Annotated in this window: 14 protein-coding genes; 8 read left to right on the top strand and 6 right to left on the bottom strand. The window is 70.0% G+C overall.

The features are described 5' to 3' along the window. Positions 1-5: 5 nt before the first annotated feature. The 3 genes from AC3WOE_RS01635 to ettA all read right to left on the bottom strand — a co-directional run bounded on the left by AC3WOE_RS01635 (position 6) and on the right by ettA (position 3,096). Positions 6-722 (bottom strand): response regulator, encoded by a 717-nt coding sequence (locus AC3WOE_RS01635; RefSeq protein ID WP_492687758.1) that lies wholly within the window; start codon positions 720-722, stop codon positions 6-8. A 91-nt stretch (positions 723-813) separates the two neighbouring features. Further along, the gene (locus tag AC3WOE_RS01630) at positions 814-1,293 is read right to left on the bottom strand and encodes a Spy/CpxP family protein refolding chaperone (RefSeq protein WP_492687757.1); all 480 of its coding nucleotides are present in this window, start codon (positions 1,291-1,293) and stop codon (positions 814-816) included. Between the two features lie 138 nt (positions 1,294-1,431). Beyond that, positions 1,432-3,096, bottom strand: a complete 1,665-nt coding sequence (ettA, locus tag AC3WOE_RS01625; RefSeq protein ID WP_492687756.1) for an energy-dependent translational throttle protein EttA — start codon at positions 3,094-3,096, stop codon at positions 1,432-1,434. A 92-nt stretch (positions 3,097-3,188) separates the two neighbouring features. Between ettA and AC3WOE_RS01620 the strand changes: the two genes are divergently transcribed. Both AC3WOE_RS01620 and AC3WOE_RS01615 read left to right on the top strand, forming a co-directional pair. Then, entirely contained in the window at positions 3,189-4,757 is a 1,569-nt protein-coding gene (locus tag AC3WOE_RS01620; protein ID WP_492687755.1) for an ABC transporter substrate-binding protein, read from the top strand. A 167-nt stretch (positions 4,758-4,924) separates the two neighbouring features. Then, positions 4,925-6,421 (top strand): DEAD/DEAH box helicase, encoded by a 1,497-nt coding sequence (locus AC3WOE_RS01615; RefSeq protein WP_492687754.1) that lies wholly within the window; start codon positions 4,925-4,927, stop codon positions 6,419-6,421. A 63-nt stretch (positions 6,422-6,484) separates the two neighbouring features. Here AC3WOE_RS01615 and AC3WOE_RS01610 read toward each other — a convergent pair whose 3' ends face one another. From AC3WOE_RS01610 to AC3WOE_RS01600, 3 genes are all read right to left on the bottom strand, one after another. Next, on the bottom strand, positions 6,485-6,901 hold the full coding sequence (locus tag AC3WOE_RS01610) for a hypothetical protein (RefSeq protein ID WP_492687753.1): 417 nt from the start codon (positions 6,899-6,901) through the stop codon (positions 6,485-6,487). 80 nt (positions 6,902-6,981) lie between these two features. Beyond that, positions 6,982-9,210 (bottom strand): xanthine dehydrogenase family protein molybdopterin-binding subunit, encoded by a 2,229-nt coding sequence (locus tag AC3WOE_RS01605; protein ID WP_492687752.1) that lies wholly within the window; start codon positions 9,208-9,210, stop codon positions 6,982-6,984. Positions 9,211-9,221: 11 nt separating this feature from the next. Beyond that, positions 9,222-9,662 (bottom strand): (2Fe-2S)-binding protein, encoded by a 441-nt coding sequence (locus tag AC3WOE_RS01600; protein WP_492687751.1) that lies wholly within the window; start codon positions 9,660-9,662, stop codon positions 9,222-9,224. Between the two features lie 83 nt (positions 9,663-9,745). Between AC3WOE_RS01600 and AC3WOE_RS01595 the strand changes: the two genes are divergently transcribed. The 6 genes from AC3WOE_RS01595 to AC3WOE_RS01570 all read left to right on the top strand — a co-directional run bounded on the left by AC3WOE_RS01595 (position 9,746) and on the right by AC3WOE_RS01570 (position 17,531). Then, the gene (locus tag AC3WOE_RS01595) at positions 9,746-10,579 is read left to right on the top strand and encodes a DUF6502 family protein (RefSeq protein ID WP_492687750.1); all 834 of its coding nucleotides are present in this window, start codon (positions 9,746-9,748) and stop codon (positions 10,577-10,579) included. Next, the gene (locus AC3WOE_RS01590; RefSeq protein ID WP_492687749.1) at positions 10,551-11,732 is read left to right on the top strand and encodes a DUF5666 domain-containing protein; all 1,182 of its coding nucleotides are present in this window, start codon (positions 10,551-10,553) and stop codon (positions 11,730-11,732) included. Before AC3WOE_RS01595 ends, AC3WOE_RS01590 begins: the two co-directional genes overlap by 29 nt. Positions 11,733-11,759: 27 nt before the next feature. Then, complete coding sequence (locus AC3WOE_RS01585; RefSeq protein ID WP_492687748.1) at positions 11,760-12,419, top strand: Rossmann-fold NAD(P)-binding domain-containing protein; 660 nt, start codon at positions 11,760-11,762, stop codon at positions 12,417-12,419. Continuing rightward, positions 12,416-13,786, top strand: coding sequence for an MBL fold metallo-hydrolase RNA specificity domain-containing protein (locus tag AC3WOE_RS01580; protein ID WP_492687747.1), 1,371 nt, complete (start codon positions 12,416-12,418; stop codon positions 13,784-13,786). Before AC3WOE_RS01585 ends, AC3WOE_RS01580 begins: the two co-directional genes overlap by 4 nt. Beyond that, a complete protein-coding gene (mnmC, locus tag AC3WOE_RS01575; protein ID WP_492687746.1) occupies positions 13,783-15,666 on the top strand; it encodes a bifunctional tRNA (5-methylaminomethyl-2-thiouridine)(34)-methyltransferase MnmC2/FAD-dependent 5-carboxymethylaminomethyl-2-thiouridine(34) oxidoreductase MnmC1 in 1,884 nt (627 codons plus the stop codon). Before AC3WOE_RS01580 ends, mnmC begins: the two co-directional genes overlap by 4 nt. A gap of 77 nt (positions 15,667-15,743) precedes the next feature. Beyond that, positions 15,744-17,531, top strand: a complete 1,788-nt coding sequence (locus tag AC3WOE_RS01570; RefSeq protein ID WP_492687745.1) for a methyl-accepting chemotaxis protein — start codon at positions 15,744-15,746, stop codon at positions 17,529-17,531. The last annotated feature ends 97 nt before the right edge of the window (positions 17,532-17,628 follow it).

Here is a 17,628-nt window from a genome sequence, read left to right as displayed (position 1 = left end):
GGCGTTCAGGCGGCGTCGGCGTCGGCGTCCTGCTTGCGGGCAAAGACATAGCCGGCTCCGCGCACGGTCAGCACGCGGCGGGGGTTCTTGGGATCGTCCTCGATGACGGCACGGATGCGCGAGATGTGCACGTCGATGGAACGGTCGAAGGCTTCCAGCGGATGGCCCTTCAGCGCATCCATGATCTGGTCACGGCTCAGCACGCGGCCCGGGCTTTGCGCCAGCACGACGAGCAGGTCGAACTGGTGGCTGGTCAGGTCGCAGATCTTGCCGTCCAGGCGCGCCACGCGGGCAGCCAGGTCGATCTCCAGGCGGCCGAAGCGCAGCACCTCGTCGCCGTCGAGCTTGGGCTCCAGGCGGCGCAGCAGGGCCTTGATGCGGGCCTGAAGTTCACGCGGTTCGAAGGGTTTGGCGAGGTAGTCATCGGCGCCCAGTTCCAGGCCCAGGATGCGATCCATGGGCTCGCCGCGGGCCGACAGCATCAGCACGGGCTGGTGGCGCCAGCGCGCGTCACCGCGCAGCCAGCGGCAGAAGTCCAGGCCATCGCCGTCGGGCAGCATCAGGTCCAGCACCAGCAGCTCGAAGCGGCCATGGGCCAGGGCCTCGCGGGCCTGGGCCAGGTTGCCGGCCGTGCTGACTTCGAAGCCAGCGGAGCGCAGGTAATCGCCCACCATACCGGTCAGGCGGGCATCGTCGTCAATCAGCAGCAGTCGGGCACTCATCACCGGGGCCAGCGAAGTAAAGGGAGGCCGGCGCGCGTCCGCGCCGGTGGAACGAAGCTCAAGCATCGCAGAACTCCAGGCAGAGAGCCAATCAACCGGCTTGGTGGGCGGCCATGCGGGCCTGGCGCTTCTTCATGAGCTCGGCGATCTTGGCACGCTGTTCGGGCGTCAGCACACGGGCGGCGTCGATGCTGGCCTGGCTCAGGCGCTTGGAGGCGGTCTCATGCAGGGCGCTCATCTGCACGCGCACGGCCTCGATGGCGGCGGCGTCGATGTTGGTGGCCGTGTAGAGGGTGGCCATCTGCTCGTGCAGCTTCTTGCCGGCGTCGCGCTGACCGGAGAGGTCCTGGCGGGCGGCCTTGAAGATGGCTTCGATCTGGCTGCGCTGGGCATCCGTCGCGCCGACGGCATCGAGCAGATGGTCCATGTGGCCGCCGAACAGGCCGCCGGGCGCCATCATGGCCGGGCCGCCATGGTGGCCGGGCTGGGCGTGGGCGGCAACGCCGCCGAGGACCAGTGCCGCAGCCACGGTGCCGGCGCGCAACAGGTTCTGGATCTGGAAGGCTTTCATCAAAGGTCTCCTGGAAGAAGGGGGAGTGAGGTCATCTTCCAGGGGGCCTGTGTGGCATCTTTGGGCCCAGGGTAAAGAACTGTGTCGGCAACCGAGGGCGGTTTTGCTTTTAGTGAACCGCCCTCACCGGGCGAACCCTTACTTGATCGGCTTGAAACGCATGCGCTTGGGGCGCGCGCCTTCCTCGCCCAGGCGCTTCTTCTTGTCGGCTTCGTACTCGTGGAAGTTGCCATCGAAGAAGAACCACTGCGAGTCGCCCTCGCAGGCCAGGATGTGGGTGCAGATGCGGTCCAGGAACCAGCGGTCGTGGCTGATGACCATGGCCGAGCCGGCAAACTCCAGCAGCGCTTCTTCAAGCGCGCGCAGGGTTTCGACGTCCAGGTCGTTGGACGGTTCGTCCAGCATCAGCACGTTGCCGCCCTGGGCCAGGGTCTTGGCCAGGTGCAGGCGGCCGCGCTCACCGCCGGAGAGCTGGCCGACCAGCTTCTGCTGGTCGTTGCCCTTGAAGTTGAAGCGGCCGAGGTAGGCACGGCTGGGCATGATGAACTTGCCCACGATGATGTTGTCCAGGCCGCCGGAGACGTCCTGCCACACGGTCTTGTCGGCCTCCAGGCTGGCGCGGCTCTGGTCGACGAAGGCCAGCTTGGCGGTCTTGCCGATCTTGACGTTGCCGCTGTCCGGCTGCTCCACGCCCTGCAGCATGCGGAACAGCGTCGACTTGCCGGCACCGTTGGGGCCGATGATGCCGACGATGGCGCCGGCCGGCACCTTGAAGGACAGGTTGTCGATCAGCACGCGGTCGCCGAAGCTCTTGCTGACGTTCTCGAACTCGATGACTTCATTGCCCAGCCGCTCGGCCACGGGAATGAAGATTTCGTTGGTGACGTTGCGCTGCTGGTATTCGACGTCGCTCAGCTCCTCGAAGCGGGCCAGACGCGCCTTGCTCTTGGCCTGGCGGCCCTTGGCGTTGGAGCGGACCCACTTGAGTTCCTCCTTCATCGCCTTCATGCGCGCGTCTTCGCTCTTCTGCTCGGTCTCCAGGCGGCGTTCCTTCTGGTCCAGCCACTCGGAGTAGTTGCCTTTCCAGGGAATGCCGTGGCCGCGGTCGAGTTCGAGAATCCACTCGGCGGCGTTGTCCAGGAAGTAGCGATCGTGGGTGATGGCCACGACGGTGCCGGGGAAGCGCTGCAGGAACTGCTCCAGCCACTCGACACTTTCAGCGTCCAAGTGGTTGGTGGGTTCGTCCAGCAGCAGCATGTCGGGCTTGGACAGCAGCAGTCGGCACAGGGCGACGCGGCGCTTCTCACCACCGGACAGCACGCCGATCTGGGCATCCCAGGGCGGCAGGTTCAGCGCATCGGCGGCCAGTTCCAGCTGCAGATCGGTGTTCTCGGAGCCGGCGGCGGCAATGATGGCCTCCAGTTCGCCCTGCTCGGCGGCCAGGGCGTCGAAGTCGGCGTTTTCCTCGGCGTAGGCGGCATAGACCTCGTCCAGGCGCTTCTTGGCGGCCAGCACGCCGCCAATGCCCTCTTCCACCGCCTCGCGCACGGTCTGGTCGGCGTTCAGGCGCGGCTCCTGCTCCAGGTAGCCGATCTTGATGCCCGGCATCGGGATGGCCTCGCCCTCGTATTCCTTGTCGACGCCGGCCATGATCTTCAGGATGGTCGACTTGCCCGAACCGTTGACGCCCAGCACGCCGATCTTGGCGCCGGGGAAGAAGGACAGCGAGATGTCCTTGAGGATGTGGCGCTTGGGGGGAACCGTCTTGTTGACACGGTTCATGCTGAAAACGTACTGGGCCATGGGGCGATCCTTGGAGCTGAAACAGCGGCAGGCCCCGGAAGAGGGCCTGCATTGCCTGCTATTGTCGCCGAGCCGCGTTTCCAGGAAGCCAGATGCCCCGCTTTTTCGCCGCCCTGCTCGTTCTCGCTGCCGGCCTGACCCAAGCCCAGACCCTGCGCTGGTCCAGCCAGGGCGACATGCAGACCACCGATCCGCATTCGCAGAACGAGGTCATGACCAACAGCCTGAACAACCAGGTCTACGAGACGCTGACGCGGCGCGGCAAGGATCTGGCCCCGATGCCAGCGCTGGCCACGGAATGGACCCAGGTCACGCCGCTGATCTGGCGCTTCAAGCTGCGCCCGGGGGTCAAGTTCCACGACGGCACGCCCTTCACGGCCGACGACGTCGTCTTCTCCATGCAGCGCCTGCGGGATGACAACTCGCCGCAACGCGTCTACGCCAACGCCGTCGGCTCGCCCAAGGCCGTCGACCCGCTGACGGTCGTCTTCACGCTGGACAAGCCCAACCCCATCGTCCCTGAGCTGCTGACCACCCTCTTCGTCATGAGCCGCAAGTGGTGCGAAGAGCACCGGGTGGCGCGGCCGCTGAACTACAAGCAGCAGGAGGAGTCCTATGCCAGCCAGCACGCCAATGGCACCGGTCCCTTCATGCTGGTCAGCCGCCAGCCGGGCGTGAAGACGGTCTTCAAGCGCAACCCCAACTGGTGGAACAAGTTCGAAGGCAATCTGCAGGAATTCGTCTACCTGCCCATCGGCAACGACGCAACGCGCACCGCGGCCCTGATCTCGGGCGAAATCGACTTCGTCCTCGACCCGCCGCCGCGCGACATCGCCCGGCTGCGCACCTTGCCTGACCTCAAGGTTGTCGACGGCCAGGAGAACCGCCTCGTCTACATCGGCATGGACCAGAGCCGCGACAAGCTGCTCTACGGCCAGTCGCCCGACGGCAAGAACCCGCTGAAGGACCTGAGGGTGAGGAAGGCGCTGTATCACGCCATCGACATCGAGGCCATCAAGACCAAGCTGATGAGCGGCTATTCGACGCCCACCGGCGGCCTGACCTCGTCTTCGCGCGGGGCCTACGGCGATCCCAAGCTGGAAAGCCGGCTGCCCTATGACGTCGCCACGGCGAAGAAGCTGCTCGCAGAAGCCGGCTACCCGGACGGCTTCGAGATCACCCTGGACTGCCCCAACAACCGCTACGTCAATGACGAGCGCATCTGCATCGCCCTGGCCAGCATGTGGGCCCAGGTCAAGGTGAGGGTCAAGGTCAACGCCATGCCGCGCACCCTCTACTTCCCCAAGATCGAGAAGTTCGACACCAGTCTCTTCCTGACGGGCTGGGGCGGCGGTTCGACCGATGCCGAGACCATGCTGACGCCGGTGCTGCGCAACCGTGGCGAGCAGGGCGTGGGCGTGGCCAACTATGGTGGCATCGTCAACAACGACGCTGACGCGCTGGCCGCGGCGTCCACCATCGAGGCCGACCCGAAAAAACGCGAAGCCGTCGTCAAGGCGGCCCTGCAGTCTTACCGCGACCAGGTCAACATCATTCCGCTGCACCGCCAGGTCATTCCCTGGGCCATGCGCAAGGAAGTCAGCATCCCGCATTCGGCCAACAACTGGGCAAGCATGGATTGGGTCACGATTCGTAAATAGTTAACCCGCTAGAATGTCTTTCAACGCCGCGCTGACAGTCTTGCGCGGCGTTTCACTTTTTAGAGCCCCCCGCACGCGGCCTGGCTTGCCCGAAGACTGGTGTCGCCTCCCCGGCGGCACGGCGAGCCCCGGTGATTTTCGGCGTGCCCTCCCCTTTCTAGGATTCGATGAGTTTCGACACCCTCGGCCTTGCAGCTCCGCTGCTGAAGGCCATCGCTGACGCCGGCTACACCTCCCCCACCCCCATCCAGGCTCAGGCCATTCCCGCCGTCTTGAACGGCGGCGACCTGATGGCCGGCGCCCAGACCGGCACCGGCAAGACCGCCGGCTTCACCCTGCCCATGCTGCACCGCCTCGCCACCGGCGAGAAGCTGCTGAACAAGCGCGGCAAGATCGCCATCCGCGCCCTGGTGCTGACCCCCACCCGCGAACTGGCCGCCCAGGTCGAGGAAAGCGTGCAGACCTATGGCAAATACCTGCCGCTGAAGAGCATGGTCATGTTCGGCGGCGTCGGCATGCAGCCGCAGATCAACAAGCTGCGTGACGGCGTCGACATCCTCGTCGCCACCCCCGGCCGCCTCCTCGACCACGCGCAGCAAGGCACCCTGGACCTGTCGCAGGTGCAGATCCTGGTGCTCGACGAAGCCGACCGCATGCTCGACATGGGCTTCGTGCACGACATCAAGAAGGTGCTGGCCCTGCTGCCCGCCAAGAAGCAGTCGCTGCTGTTCAGCGCCACCTTCAGCGACGAGATCAAGAACCTCGCCGACCGCCTGCTGAACCAGCCGGCGCTGATCGAGGTGGCCCGCCGCAACCAGACCAACGACGCGATCGCCCAGAAGGTCCACCCGGTCGGCCGCGAGCGCAAGAAGGAACTGCTGGCCCACCTGATCAAGTCGGGCGACTGGCATCAGGTCCTCGTCTTCACGCGCATGAAGCACGGCGCCAACCGCCTGACCGACTACCTGAACGACCAGGGCATCAGTGCCATGGCCATCCACGGCAACAAGAGCCAGGGTGCCCGCACCAAGGCCCTGGCCGACTTCAAGTCGGGCGACCTGACCTGCCTGGTGGCGACCGACATCGCGGCCCGCGGCATCGACATCGACCAGCTGCCCCACGTCGTCAACTTCGAGCTGCCCAATGTGCCGGAGGACTATGTCCACCGCATCGGCCGCACCGGCCGCGCCGGCGCCCAGGGTGAGGCGGTCAGCCTCGTCTGCGTCGACGAGAACGGCTTCCTGCGCGACATCGAACGCCTCATCAAGCGCGAGATTCCCAAGGAGACGGTGCCCGGCTTCGTGCCCGATCCCAACGAGAAGGCCGAGCCCATCGTGCTGGGCCGCACCGTGCTCAACCCCAATGGCAGCCGGGGCCGCAACCCCAACCCGCCGCCTCATGGTGGCCGTGGCGGTCGTCCGGGCCAGGGCCAGGGCCGGGGTGGCCAGCAGGGCCAGGGCCGTGGTGCTCAGCAGCCGCAAGGCCGCGGCGGCCAGCCGCAGGGCCAGGGCCGTCCGGGCGGCAAGCCCGCAGCCCACGCCGGTCATGGTGGCGCCAAGCCGCAAGGCCAGCATGCACCGCGCCCGGCCGGCGGCCAGCCCAGCCGTGACGGTGGCGCACCGCGCCACAACAACGGCCCGCGCCTGACGCAGCCCAAGCGCTGAACAACCTGCCTGGCAACGGCCTGCCCTCTCCGGAGTGCGGGCCGTTTTTTTAGGCCCTGCGCTTCAGTAGATCGTCAGCACCGAGAAGTCGTAGTGGGTATGCCAGGCCCAGCCGCCGCGCCCCGAGCCGCTGCGCGCCATCGTCCTCATCCCCGACAGCGTGGCGGTCGGCGCCAGCGTGTATTCGAGGTCGACGACCTTGCGATACAGGGTGTCCACCAGCAAGGTCGACGTGACCTGGGTGACGCCATAGCCCGCGCCGTCCACCGTCACACCGAACGCCGGCTGCAAGGTCACGACGATCTTCATCGCATGCGTGGCGGCATCGGTGTAGCGGCAGACCGTGTTGGCGACATTGCAGCCCAACGGCTCCAGCGCCGTGAAGGGACTGGGGGCGGCCGATGTGAGGGCCACCGTGGTCTGGGCCGGCGCGGCGGCCGAGGCGGCCAGTGCGCAGAACAGCGTGAGCAGAGCTTTCATGGCGATGTCCTTGCATGACAAGGTGATGCCGCCGTTCACGGGGGGGGGGGGGGGGCGGCTGACCCCTGCGGGCGGCTGGCTCAGCCGTCACTCATGGTGGCGTTGGGATAGAAGGGCAGCGCCCTCACGCGCTTGCCGCTCAGCCGCGCCCAGGCATTGGCCAGGGCCGGTGCCAGCGTGGGCACGCCCAGCTCGCCCACGCCGCCCATCACGGCGCCGCGGCTCAGCAGCGCCGGCTGGGGCATCAGCTTGACAACCACCTGGGGCATCTCGCCCAGGCGGATCATGCGACTGGCGTTGAAGTTGCGCGCCTGGGCCGCGCCGTTGACAAAGGTCTGCTTGCCGTAGAGGGCCGCGTTCAGGCCATGCACGACACCGCCGATGAGCTGGGCCTCCACCGAGTTCGGGTTGACCACCCAACCGCAGTCGATGGCCAGCCAGACCCGCGTGACCCGGGGGCCGGTGCTGGTGGCGCTGACCTCCACCACCTGCGCCACGATGCTGTTGAAGGCCGTGCCGATGGCGATGCCGCGCGCGCGGCCGGTGGGCACGGGGCCACCCCAGCCGGCCGCCTGCGCCGCGGCGTCCAGCACGGCCAGCCAGCGCGCATCGGTCAGCCGCGCGCGGCGGTACTGGTAGGGGTCGGCGCCAGCGGCCAGTGCCAGCTCGTCGACCATGGACTCGACCGCGAAGGTGTTGATGGAGGCGCCCACCGAGCGCCAGAAGCCCACCGGGATGCCGGCCGTGTGGCTGACCCATTCCGTCAGCCGCGCGCCGAAGTCATAGGGCAGCGCCTGGGAGCCCTCGCTGCCCTGGCTGTCGCCCGTGGCCGGCAGCGGCACGCCGCGCTGGCCGAGGATGGACGGCGACACATTGCGGTAGGTCCAGCCCAGCACCTGGCCCGACTTGTTCAGCCCGGCGCGCACGCGCACCAGGGCCATGGGGCGGTACTGGTCGTGGCTGAAGTCTTCCTCGCGCGGCCACATCAGCTTGACGGGCTTGCCGACGGCCATGGCCACCTGCACCGCCTGGGAGATGAAGTCCAGCTCGGCCTTGCGCCCCAGGCCGCCGCCCAGGGCCGTGACGTGGATCGTGACCTGAAGCGCCGTCATGCCGGTCAAGGCCATCACCAGGGTCAGCGCCGACTTGGCCGACTGCGTCGGCGCCCAGACCTCGCAGCCGATGCCGGCCTGGTAATCCACCGTGCAGTTCAGCACCTCCATGCAGGCGTGCGAGACATAGGGCAGGCTGTAGCTGGCTTCCAGCTTCACGTCGGCCGCGGCGATGGCGGCCTCGGGCGCGCCGCTGCTCTCCACCGTGTAGGCCGTGCCGGGGCCGTTGGCCGCGCCGGCCGCATAGGGCGTGGCCGAGGCCATCAGCGCCTGGGCATCGGCCATGAACTGCGTGCTGTTCAATGCCGCTGCATTGGCCGGCAGCGTCCACTTCAGGTTGAGCCGCCGGGCAGCCTGCCAGGCATCCCAGGTGGTCGGGCCGACGACGGCCACCGCGTTGACGTGGCCCACCGCCTCCAGCCCGCGCCCCGTGCCGGGCGCGACCTTGACCGGCACGACGGCGAGCGCGCCACCCGGGGTGGCCGGCGTCGCCGCCAGCACGCCGCCAAACGTGGGGCAGTGGCGGATGGCGGCATACACCATGCCGGGCCGGCGCACGTCGATGCCATAGACCGTGCTGCCGTCCACCTTGGCCGGGATGTCGGCCCGCGGCAGCGGCTTGCCGATGCAGCGCAGTTGCGCATCCGGCACCAGCGGCGCCGCGGCTGGCACCGGCAGCGTCGCGGCGCGCGCGGCCAGCTGGCCATAGCCAAGGCTGCGGCCGCTGGGCAGATGGGTGACCACCGCGTTCGCCGCCGCGTAGTTGGCCCGCGTGGCATCGCCGACCTCGACCATGGCCGAACTGACCAGCATCTCGCGCGCGATCGCCCCGGCGTCGCGCAGCCGCCAGAAGTTGCTGCGGGTGACGCTGGAGCCCACCGTGTTGATGGCCGCGCCGACCGGTGCCGGCACCGCCAGCGACGGCGCCGCGGCCACGACGCGCACGGCGGCGGGGTCCACCATCAGGTCCTCGCAAAGGATCTGGGCCAGGCCCGAGAACGAGCCCTGGCCCATGTCCGAGGCGCCGCTGGCCAGCGTGATGCTGCCGTCGGTGGCGATGGTCAGCCAGGCGTTCACGGCCGTCGCCGTGGCCGCTTCGGCCTGGCCGGCCAACACCAGGCCCAGGGTCAGGCCGGTGCCGGCGGCGAGGAACTGGCGACGGTCCAGGCCGGCCGTTGCAGGGATGCGTGCATTCATGGCGTTCTCCCTCACAGCCCGGCCACGGCCGTCTTGATGCGCTGGTAGGTGCCGCAGACGCAGAGGTTGCTGACCTCGCCCGCGATCTCGGCGCCATGGTGGCCGGCCTTCATCGCCCCGGCCACGCTCATCAGCATGCCGCTCTGGCAGTAGCCGCACTGCGGCACCTGGTGCAGCACCCAGGCCTTCTGCGCCGGGTGGCTGCGGTCGGGCGACAGGCCTTCGATGGTGGTGATGTGCTTGCCCGCAGCCGAGGACACGTCCATGTCGCAGCTCTTCTGCGGCTCGCCGTTGACCCAGACCGTGCAGGCACCGCAGATCTCGATGCCGCAGCCGTACTTGGTGCCGGTGAGGCCCAATACATCGCGCAGCACCCACAGCAGGGGCATGTCGGAGGAGGCAACCGTGACCTGCTGGTCCCGGCCGTTCACATTCAACGTGTAGCTCGGCATCGGGTGCCTCCTTCTCGCTTACGATTTCAAACAAATGCACAAATTGCGCATTTCATGTTGCGCGCCCAGAATCGACCCGTCAAATGGACAAACGTGATGAGTTGTTACTCCCCGCCCTCGAGGCCCTGCTCGTGCCCCTGGCCCGCCTGTGCGTGGCCCATGGCCTGGCGCATGCACCGGTGGAGGAGCTGCTCAAGCGCGCCTTCGTGCGCGCCGCGCGCGAGGCCAGCAGCGGCAGCGGGGCACGCGACGTGAGCCGGGTTGCCACGGCCACCGGCCTGAGCCGGCGCGAGGTGGCGCGGCTCAGCGGCGAGCTGCCACCCCTGCCCGCCCAGCGCCCCAGCCCGGCCGGCCGCCTCTACGCCCACTGGATGACCCACCCCGACTGCGCCGGCCCCGACGGTCAGCCGCTGGCCCTGCCCCGCGGTGGCCCCGCGCCCAGCTTCGAGAGCCTGGCCCAGTCCATCACCCGCCACGTCCATCCGCGCAGCCTGCTCGACGAGATGCTGCGCCTGGGCCTGGTGAGCCTGTCGGACGACGGCCAGACCGTGCACTTCGAGCCCGACCGCGTCACGCCCACCCAGGACGATGCGCAGATGTTCGGCTTCCTGGGCGCCAACGTCGGCGACCACCTCGCCGCCGCCACCGCCAACGTGGTGCACCGCGACCGCCGCCATTTCGAGCAGGCCATCTACGCCGACGAGCTCAGCGAGGACTCCGCCGCGGCCATCGCCGACCTCGCCCGCGCGCAATGGGCCCGCCTGCGTGCCGAACTCATTCCCGAGCTGGAGCGGCTGATCGCCGCCGACCAGGCCGCCGGCCGCCCCGGCACCCACCGCGCCCGCCTGGGTGTGTTCACCTTCCACGAACCCGATCCGGAGCCCTCCGATGCGACGCCTGCCCCCAATCCCCACTGAAGCCCGGCTTTCGCGCCGCCACTGGCTGGCCCTGGCGGGCACCAGCAGCCTGTCGGCCTGCGGCGGTGGCGGCAGCAGCGCCATCGAAGACGCGCCGACGGTCCATCCGCTGGGCGTGTCCACTGGCGGCACGGGCCGCATCCAGAGCTTCATCAGCGCGGCCGTCACCGCGACGGCGCCGCTGACAGTCGGCGGCGTCAGCCTGGCCACCGGCGGCGCCACGCTGACCGATGGCGACGGCGCCCCGCTGCATGGCAACGACCTCGCCGAGGGCATGACGGCCCGCGTGCTGGCCGGCGCCATCGTCGCCGCCTCGGCCCAGGCCTATTCGGTCATCGTCGACACCCAGGTCGTCGGCGGCGCCAGCTGGCTGGACAGCCACAGCCTGCTCGTGCTGGGCCAGCACGTCAGCGTGCCGACGAGCGCGCAGCGCGGCCCCGGCGCCACGGGCACGCCGGCCGACGTGCAGGTCTGGGGCCAGCTCGACCTGAGCGCGGGCCGCATCGTCGCCACCCGGCTGGAACGCGCCCAGCCCAACGACGCGCCCATGCTGCGCGGCCTGCTGAGCGCACGCGGCAGCGACTGGCTGCAGGTCGGCACGCTGCTGGCCCGCGCCGCAGACCCATCCCTCATCCCGGCCGACCTCGCGTCCGGCGCCGTCGTCCGCCTGGTGCTCGGCCCGCCCCTGGCCGACGGCAGCTGGCAGCTGCTGCAGGCCCGCGACGACGCGCTGCGCCCGCCCGATGGCCTGGCCGTCGAACTGCAGGGGCGTGTGACCCAATTCACCTCGACCCGCCAGTTCGCCGTCGACGGCGTCACGGTGGACGCTAGCCACGCGCAGATCGAGGGCCTGGCCCAGCTGCAGGCCGGCGCGGCAGCCGAGGTGCAGGGCCGCATGCGCAACGGCGTGCTGGTGGCCACCGAGGTCGCCGCCGAGGCGCCCGAGCCGCTGGAAATCAGCGGCCGGCTGACCGCGCTCGACACCGCGCAGCAGACCTTCATGCTCAAGGGCTGGCAGGTCCGGTGGACGGCCGCCACCCGCTTCGGCCGCGGCAGCGCCCTGGGCCTGCGCAACGGCCGCGAACTGACCGTCAAAGGCAGGTGGTCGCCCGGCGCCACGGCCCTGCAAGCCCTGCAGATCACGCTGGAGTGAGGCCGGTACTCAGGCAAGATCGGGGGCATGAACTCCCCCGAGCTGACCTGGGTCGCCGGCGGCAGCGGCCTGATCGGCCGCGAGCTGCTGGCGCAGTTGCGCGACGAGCCGGTGCTGGCCCTGGTACGCCGTCCCCTGAGCGGCATCGCCGCCAGCCCGCAGCGGCGTGAAGCCATCGTCGACCTGCGCGCCCTGCCCGCCGACCTGCCAGCACCCCGCAGCGTCTTCATCGCGCTGGGCACGACCATGGCCCAGGCCGGCTCGCGCGAGGCCTTCCGCGGCGTCGACTTCGAAGCCGTCGTCGCCGTGGCGCGCGCCGCCCGTGAGCGTGGCGCCACCCATTGCGGCCTCGTCTCGGCCCTGGGCGCCGACGCCCGCTCGGGCGTCTTCTACAACCGCGTCAAGGGCGAGGCCGAGGCCGCGCTGATCGCGATGGGTTTCGAGCGCCTCGCCATCGCGCGGCCGTCGCTGCTGGACGGCCCGCGGGAAGCCACGGGCCAGCCCCACCGCACGGCGGAAGCCTGGACGCTGCGCCTGGTGCGCCCCGTCGCCGGCCTCATTCCCAAGACCTGGCGTCCCATCGCCGCCGACCGCGTCGCCCGCGCGCTGCGGCTTGCGCTGGCTCAAGCCGGCCCGGCCGTGCAGGTGCTCGAATCCGGCGCCATGCAAACCCTGGGCGCACCATGAAGCTCACCTTTCTCGGCGCTGCCGACACCGTCACCGGCTCGCGCCATCTGCTGACCCTGGGCGAGCAGCGTCTGCTGCTGGATGCCGGCCTCTTCCAGGGCTACAAGACCCTGCGCGAACGCAACTGGATGGCCCTGGGCGCACCGGCCACGCAACTGGACGCCGTGCTGCTTTCGCATGCGCATCTGGATCATTGCGGCTATCTGCCCGCACTGCGCCGCCAGGGCTTCAAGGGCCCGATCTACGCGACATCGGCGACGCGCGACCTCTGCGACGTGCTGCTGCGCGACAGCGCCCATCTGCAGGAGGAAGACGCGCGCCGCGCCAACCGCGAGGGCACCAGCCGCCACGAGCAGGCCCGGCCCCTTTACAGCGTGCGCGAGGCCGAGGCCACGCTGGCGCAGTTCGCGCCCCTGCCCCGCGACGGCCGCCTGACACTGGCCGGCACCGACGTGCGCTTCACGCCGGCCGGTCATCTGCTCGGCGCCTCCTCCATCCATGTCAGCCGCGGCGGCAGCTCCCTGCTGTTCTCGGGTGACATCGGCCGCGTGGGCGACCTGCTGATGCCGACGCCCCAGGTGCCGCCGGCGGCCGACGTGGTGCTGATCGAATCCACCTACGGCAACCGCCTGCATCCGGCCGAGGATGCGCAGGCCCGGCTCGCACAGATCCTGCGCACGACCCTCAAGCGCGGCGGCTCCGTGCTGCTGCCCAGCTTTGCCGTCGGCCGCGCCCAGGCGCTGCTGCTGCTGCTTCAGCGCCTGCGCAATGCCGGCGAGCTGCCACTGGACGTGCCCATCTGGCTGGACAGCCCCATGGCCGAGCTGGCCACCGAACTGACGATCAAGCACGCCCGCCTGCTGCGCATCTCCGCCAGCGAGGCACGCGGCCTGACCGACCGCGTGCGCTACGTCACCAAGCAGGCCCAGAGCCTGAAGCTGGCCGCCAGCCTGGCCGCGCCCCGCGCCAGGCCGTCCGTGGTCATCTCGGCCAGCGGCATGGCCACCGGCGGCCGCGTGCTGAACTACATCGAGACCCTGGCGCCGCAACCGCGGCATCACATCGCCTTCCCCGGCTTCCAGGCCGGCGGCACGCGCGGCGCGCGCATGGTGGCGGGCGAGCGCGAGATCAAGCTGCATGGCCGCTGGGTGGCGGTCAATGCCGAGGTCAGCCATCTCGACGGTCTTTCCGGCCACGCCGACGCCGATGGCCTGATGCAGTGGCTGCGTGCCCTGCCCCGCCCGCCCAGCCAGGTCTTCGTCGTGCATGGCGAACCCGCGGCCGCCGATGCGCTGCGTGGCCGCATCCAGGACGAGCTCGGCCTGTCCGTGCGCGTGCCCCAGCACGGCGAGACCGTCGAGCTTTGAAGGCCACGCCCCTCGTCCCTGCCGAAGTCGATTTCTCCGAGCCCGACGCGCCCGCTTCGCCCGCCTTCAGCGACGTCTATCACTCGCGGGCGGGTGCCCTGGCCCAGTCGCGCCATGTCTTCGTCGCCGGCAACGGCCTGCCCGGCCGCTGGCAGGGACGCGAGCGCTTCGTCGTGCTGGAGACGGGCTTCGGCCTGGGCAACAACTTCCTGGCGACCTGGGACGCCTGGCGGCAGGACCCGGCACGCTGCGAGCGCCTCGTCTTCGTCAGCATCGAGAAGCATCCGCTGCGCCCTGACGACCTCACCCGCGCCCATGCGGCCAGCCCGCTGGCCGCGCTGGCGCGGCAACTCGTGGAACGCTGGCCGCCGCTGACGCCGGGCCTGCACACCCTGGCCTTCGAGGGCGGCCGTGTCGAGTTGCTGCTGGGCCTGGGCGACGCCCGCACGCTGCTGCGCGAACTCGTGCTGGACGCCGATGCCCTCTACCTCGACGGCTTCGCCCCGGCCCGCAATCCGGAGATGTGGGACGAATGGCTGCTGAAAAGCCTGTCGCGCCACGCCCTGCCCGGCACCACCGCCGCCACCTGGAGCATCCACCGGCCGATGCGCCGGGCGCTGGCTTCGCTGGGCTTCGAGGTCGAGTTGGCGCCTGGCTTTGCCAACAAGCCCGAGATGACGGTGGCCCGCTACGCCCCTCGCCACACGCCGCGGCGCCCGGTCGGCCGCGAGCCGCTGGCGCCCAAGGCACGAAGCGCCGTCGTCGTTGGCGCGGGGCTCGCGGGCGCCGCCTGCGCGCTGGCCCTGTCGCGCGCCGGCCTGGCCTGCACCGTCGTCGATGCCCTGCCAGCATCGGCCCAGGCCAGTTCCGGCAATCCGGCCGGCCTCTTCCACGGTACCGTCAACCCCGACGACGGACCGCACGCCCGCTTCAACCGCGCCGCGGCACTGGCAACCCAAGACCTGCTGGCCAGTTTGGGCCTGCCGCATCAGCCGGGGCTGCTGCGGCTGGAGACCCGGCTGGCCCGGGAGCAGATGCAGGCCGCGGCCGGCTACGTCCAGGCCTTCGACGCCGAGGAGGCTGGGGGCCGGGCAGGAACGGCCCTCGCCCATCCGGCCTGGTTCTACCCCGGCGGCGGCGCCCTGGACCCGGCCGCCTATGTGAGGGCGCTGCTGGCCGAAAGTGGTGCGGCGCTGCGCCTGAACACCCCCGTCGCCGAACTGCGCGAGACCGACGGCGGCTGGCAGCTGCTCGACGCGGGCGGCCAGCTCATCGAGGCCGCGCCCCTGGTCGTGCTGGCCGGCGGCCACGGCCAGTTGCCGCTGCTCGGTGAGCTGGCCGAAGGGCTGACCGTGCAGCGCGGGCAGCTGAGCCATCTGCCCGACGCGCCCTGGTGCCCGGCCCTGCCGATCGCCGGCGAGGGCTATGCGATTGCCGATGGCCGAGGCGGCATCTGGTGTGGTGCGACGACGCAGGACGGCGACCTCGACCCCGCCCTGCGCGAGGCCGACCAGGTCGACAACCTCACGCGCTATGCCCGCCTGGCCGGCCTGGCCCGCGTACCCGAAGCGCCGCTGGCCGGCCGCGTCGGCTGGCGTCTCATCGCACCGGACCGCCTGCCGCTGATCGGCGGCCTGGCCCGGCCCGGCGCGCCCGAAGCCGATCAACTGCGCCTGCAAGCCCGCCGATCCGGTCTCGTCGTCTGCACCGGCTTCGCCTCGCGCGGCATCACCTGGGCAGCCCTGGCCGGCCGCCTCGTGGCCGCGCTGGCCCTGGGGTCGCCGCGGCCGCTGGAGGCCGAATTGCTGGACGCTGTCGACCCACTGCGCTTCTCACTCAGGCGCTCGCGCCGTGCAATAGCGGCGGTTTCAGGGCCCTGACTTGCTGTTCAGCGCTGTGCCGTCAAGGCAAACTCATCGGCTGCCGCAATGCCGCCAAGGCTCAACGAGGAGACCCCATGTTCAACAGTTTGCTGGGATCGCGCAGCATTGCGCAACGCCTGACCCTCGTGCTCGGGGTGGTGCTGCTGATTTCCTTCATCGGCTCGACCATCGGCTTCTTCGCGCTGAACCGCGTGGCGACGCAATCGTCGACGATGTACAACGACTACCTCGCAGCCGAGCGCAACGCGACGGAGTACTACCGGCTCGTCAGCGGCGGCGAGGTGCGCGCGATGGCCATTGCGCTGTCCAGCGACCTGACCCTGGGTGACCAGATGGCCCCGCATGCGGCGAAGTCCACCGAGATGGCCAGCGAGATCTTCAAGAAGATCGAGCCCCAGATGGACACCGACGAAGAGAAGGCCTTGATGAAGGCTCTCGACCAGGCCCGCACGACCTACCGCGTCGCCCGCGAGTCCTTGACGAAAACCAAGAAGTCCGGCGACGAGGCCGCCGCCAAGCAAGCCTACGAGAACGAGTTCCGGCCGGCTGTCACCAAACTCACGGAAGCCACGCTGGCCATCGTGAAGTCCCAGCGCGACCAGCTTGATGCCTCCGCCAAGGCGCTGGAAAGCGCCAACGCGAACGCGCGCACCAGCCTCGTCATCTTTGCCCTCATCGCACTGGCCCTGGCCGGTTGGCTGTCGTTGGCCCTGGGCCGCTCCATCACCGGGCCGCTGGGCCGCGCGGCCGAAGTGGCGGAGGCCATCGCGCACTTCGACCTCACCAAGGACATCCCGGCCGGCGGCAGGGACGAAGTGGGCCGCCTGCTCAACGCGCTGCAGGAGATGCAAAGCTCGCTGCAAAAGCTCATCGGCGAGGTGCGCGGCGCGGCCGACAGCATCGGCACGGCCAGCGCCGAGATCGCCACCGGCAACCTGGACCTGAGTCAGCGCACCGAGCAGACGGCCAGCAACCTGCAGAACGCCGCGTCCTCCATGTCGGAGCTGACCGGCACCGTCAAGCAGACGGCCGACGCGGCCATGACGGCCAACCAGCTCGCCAGCTCGGCCGCGACCGTTGCGCAGCGCGGCGGCGAGGCCGTGTCCCAGGTCGTCGCGACCATGGACCAGATCAGCCAGAGCTCGCGCAAGATCAACGAGATCATCGGCACCATCGACGGCATCGCCTTCCAGACCAATATCCTGGCGCTGAACGCCGCCGTGGAGGCGGCGCGCGCCGGCGAGCAGGGCCGCGGCTTCGCCGTCGTGGCCGGCGAAGTGCGCCTGCTGGCCCAGCGCAGCGCCGAGGCCGCCAAGGAGATCAAGAGCCTCATCAGCGCCAGCGTCGAGCGCGTGGACTCCGGCACCCAGCAGGTGCAGGATGCGGGCGCCACCATGACCGAGATCGTGGCCAGCGTGCAGCGCGTGACCGACATCATTGGCGAGATCAGCGCTGCGGCCCGCGAACAGAGCGAGGGCATCGGCGTCGTCAACGGTTCCGTCGTGCAGCTCGACCAGATGACCCAGCAGAACGCCGCCCTGGTGGAGGAGTCCGCCGCCGCCGCCGAAAGCCTGCGCGAGCAGTCGGCCCGCATGGCCGAAGCCATCAGCGTATTCAGGCTCGGCGGCGGCGGCCATCGCCCGGCAGCAGCCAAGGCCCCGGTCCCGCACAAGCCAGCCCCGGTGAAGCCGGCCGCCGTGAAGCCGGCCACCAAGGCCCCGGCTGCGGCCCCACGGCCGGTCGCCAGCCCCAGGCCGGCCGCCGCGCCCGTTGCCAAGGCGGCGCCCGCCGTGGCAGCGCGCCCGACCCCATCCCCGGCCCCCGCACCGGCAGCGGATGACGGCGATTGGGAAACGTTCTGAACGTTCTGCAAACGTCCTGACGCGCGCAAGGTTGCGCGACTGAAGCGGAGCCGGGCCATGTGCCCGGCTCTTTGCGTTGGAAATCCGGGACTACCCG

The sequence above is a fragment of the Roseateles sp. FW305-36 genome (assembly GCF_058787015.1).
The sequence above is the reverse complement of the archived record's forward strand: the minus strand, read 5'-3'. Positions and strand labels throughout refer to the sequence as shown.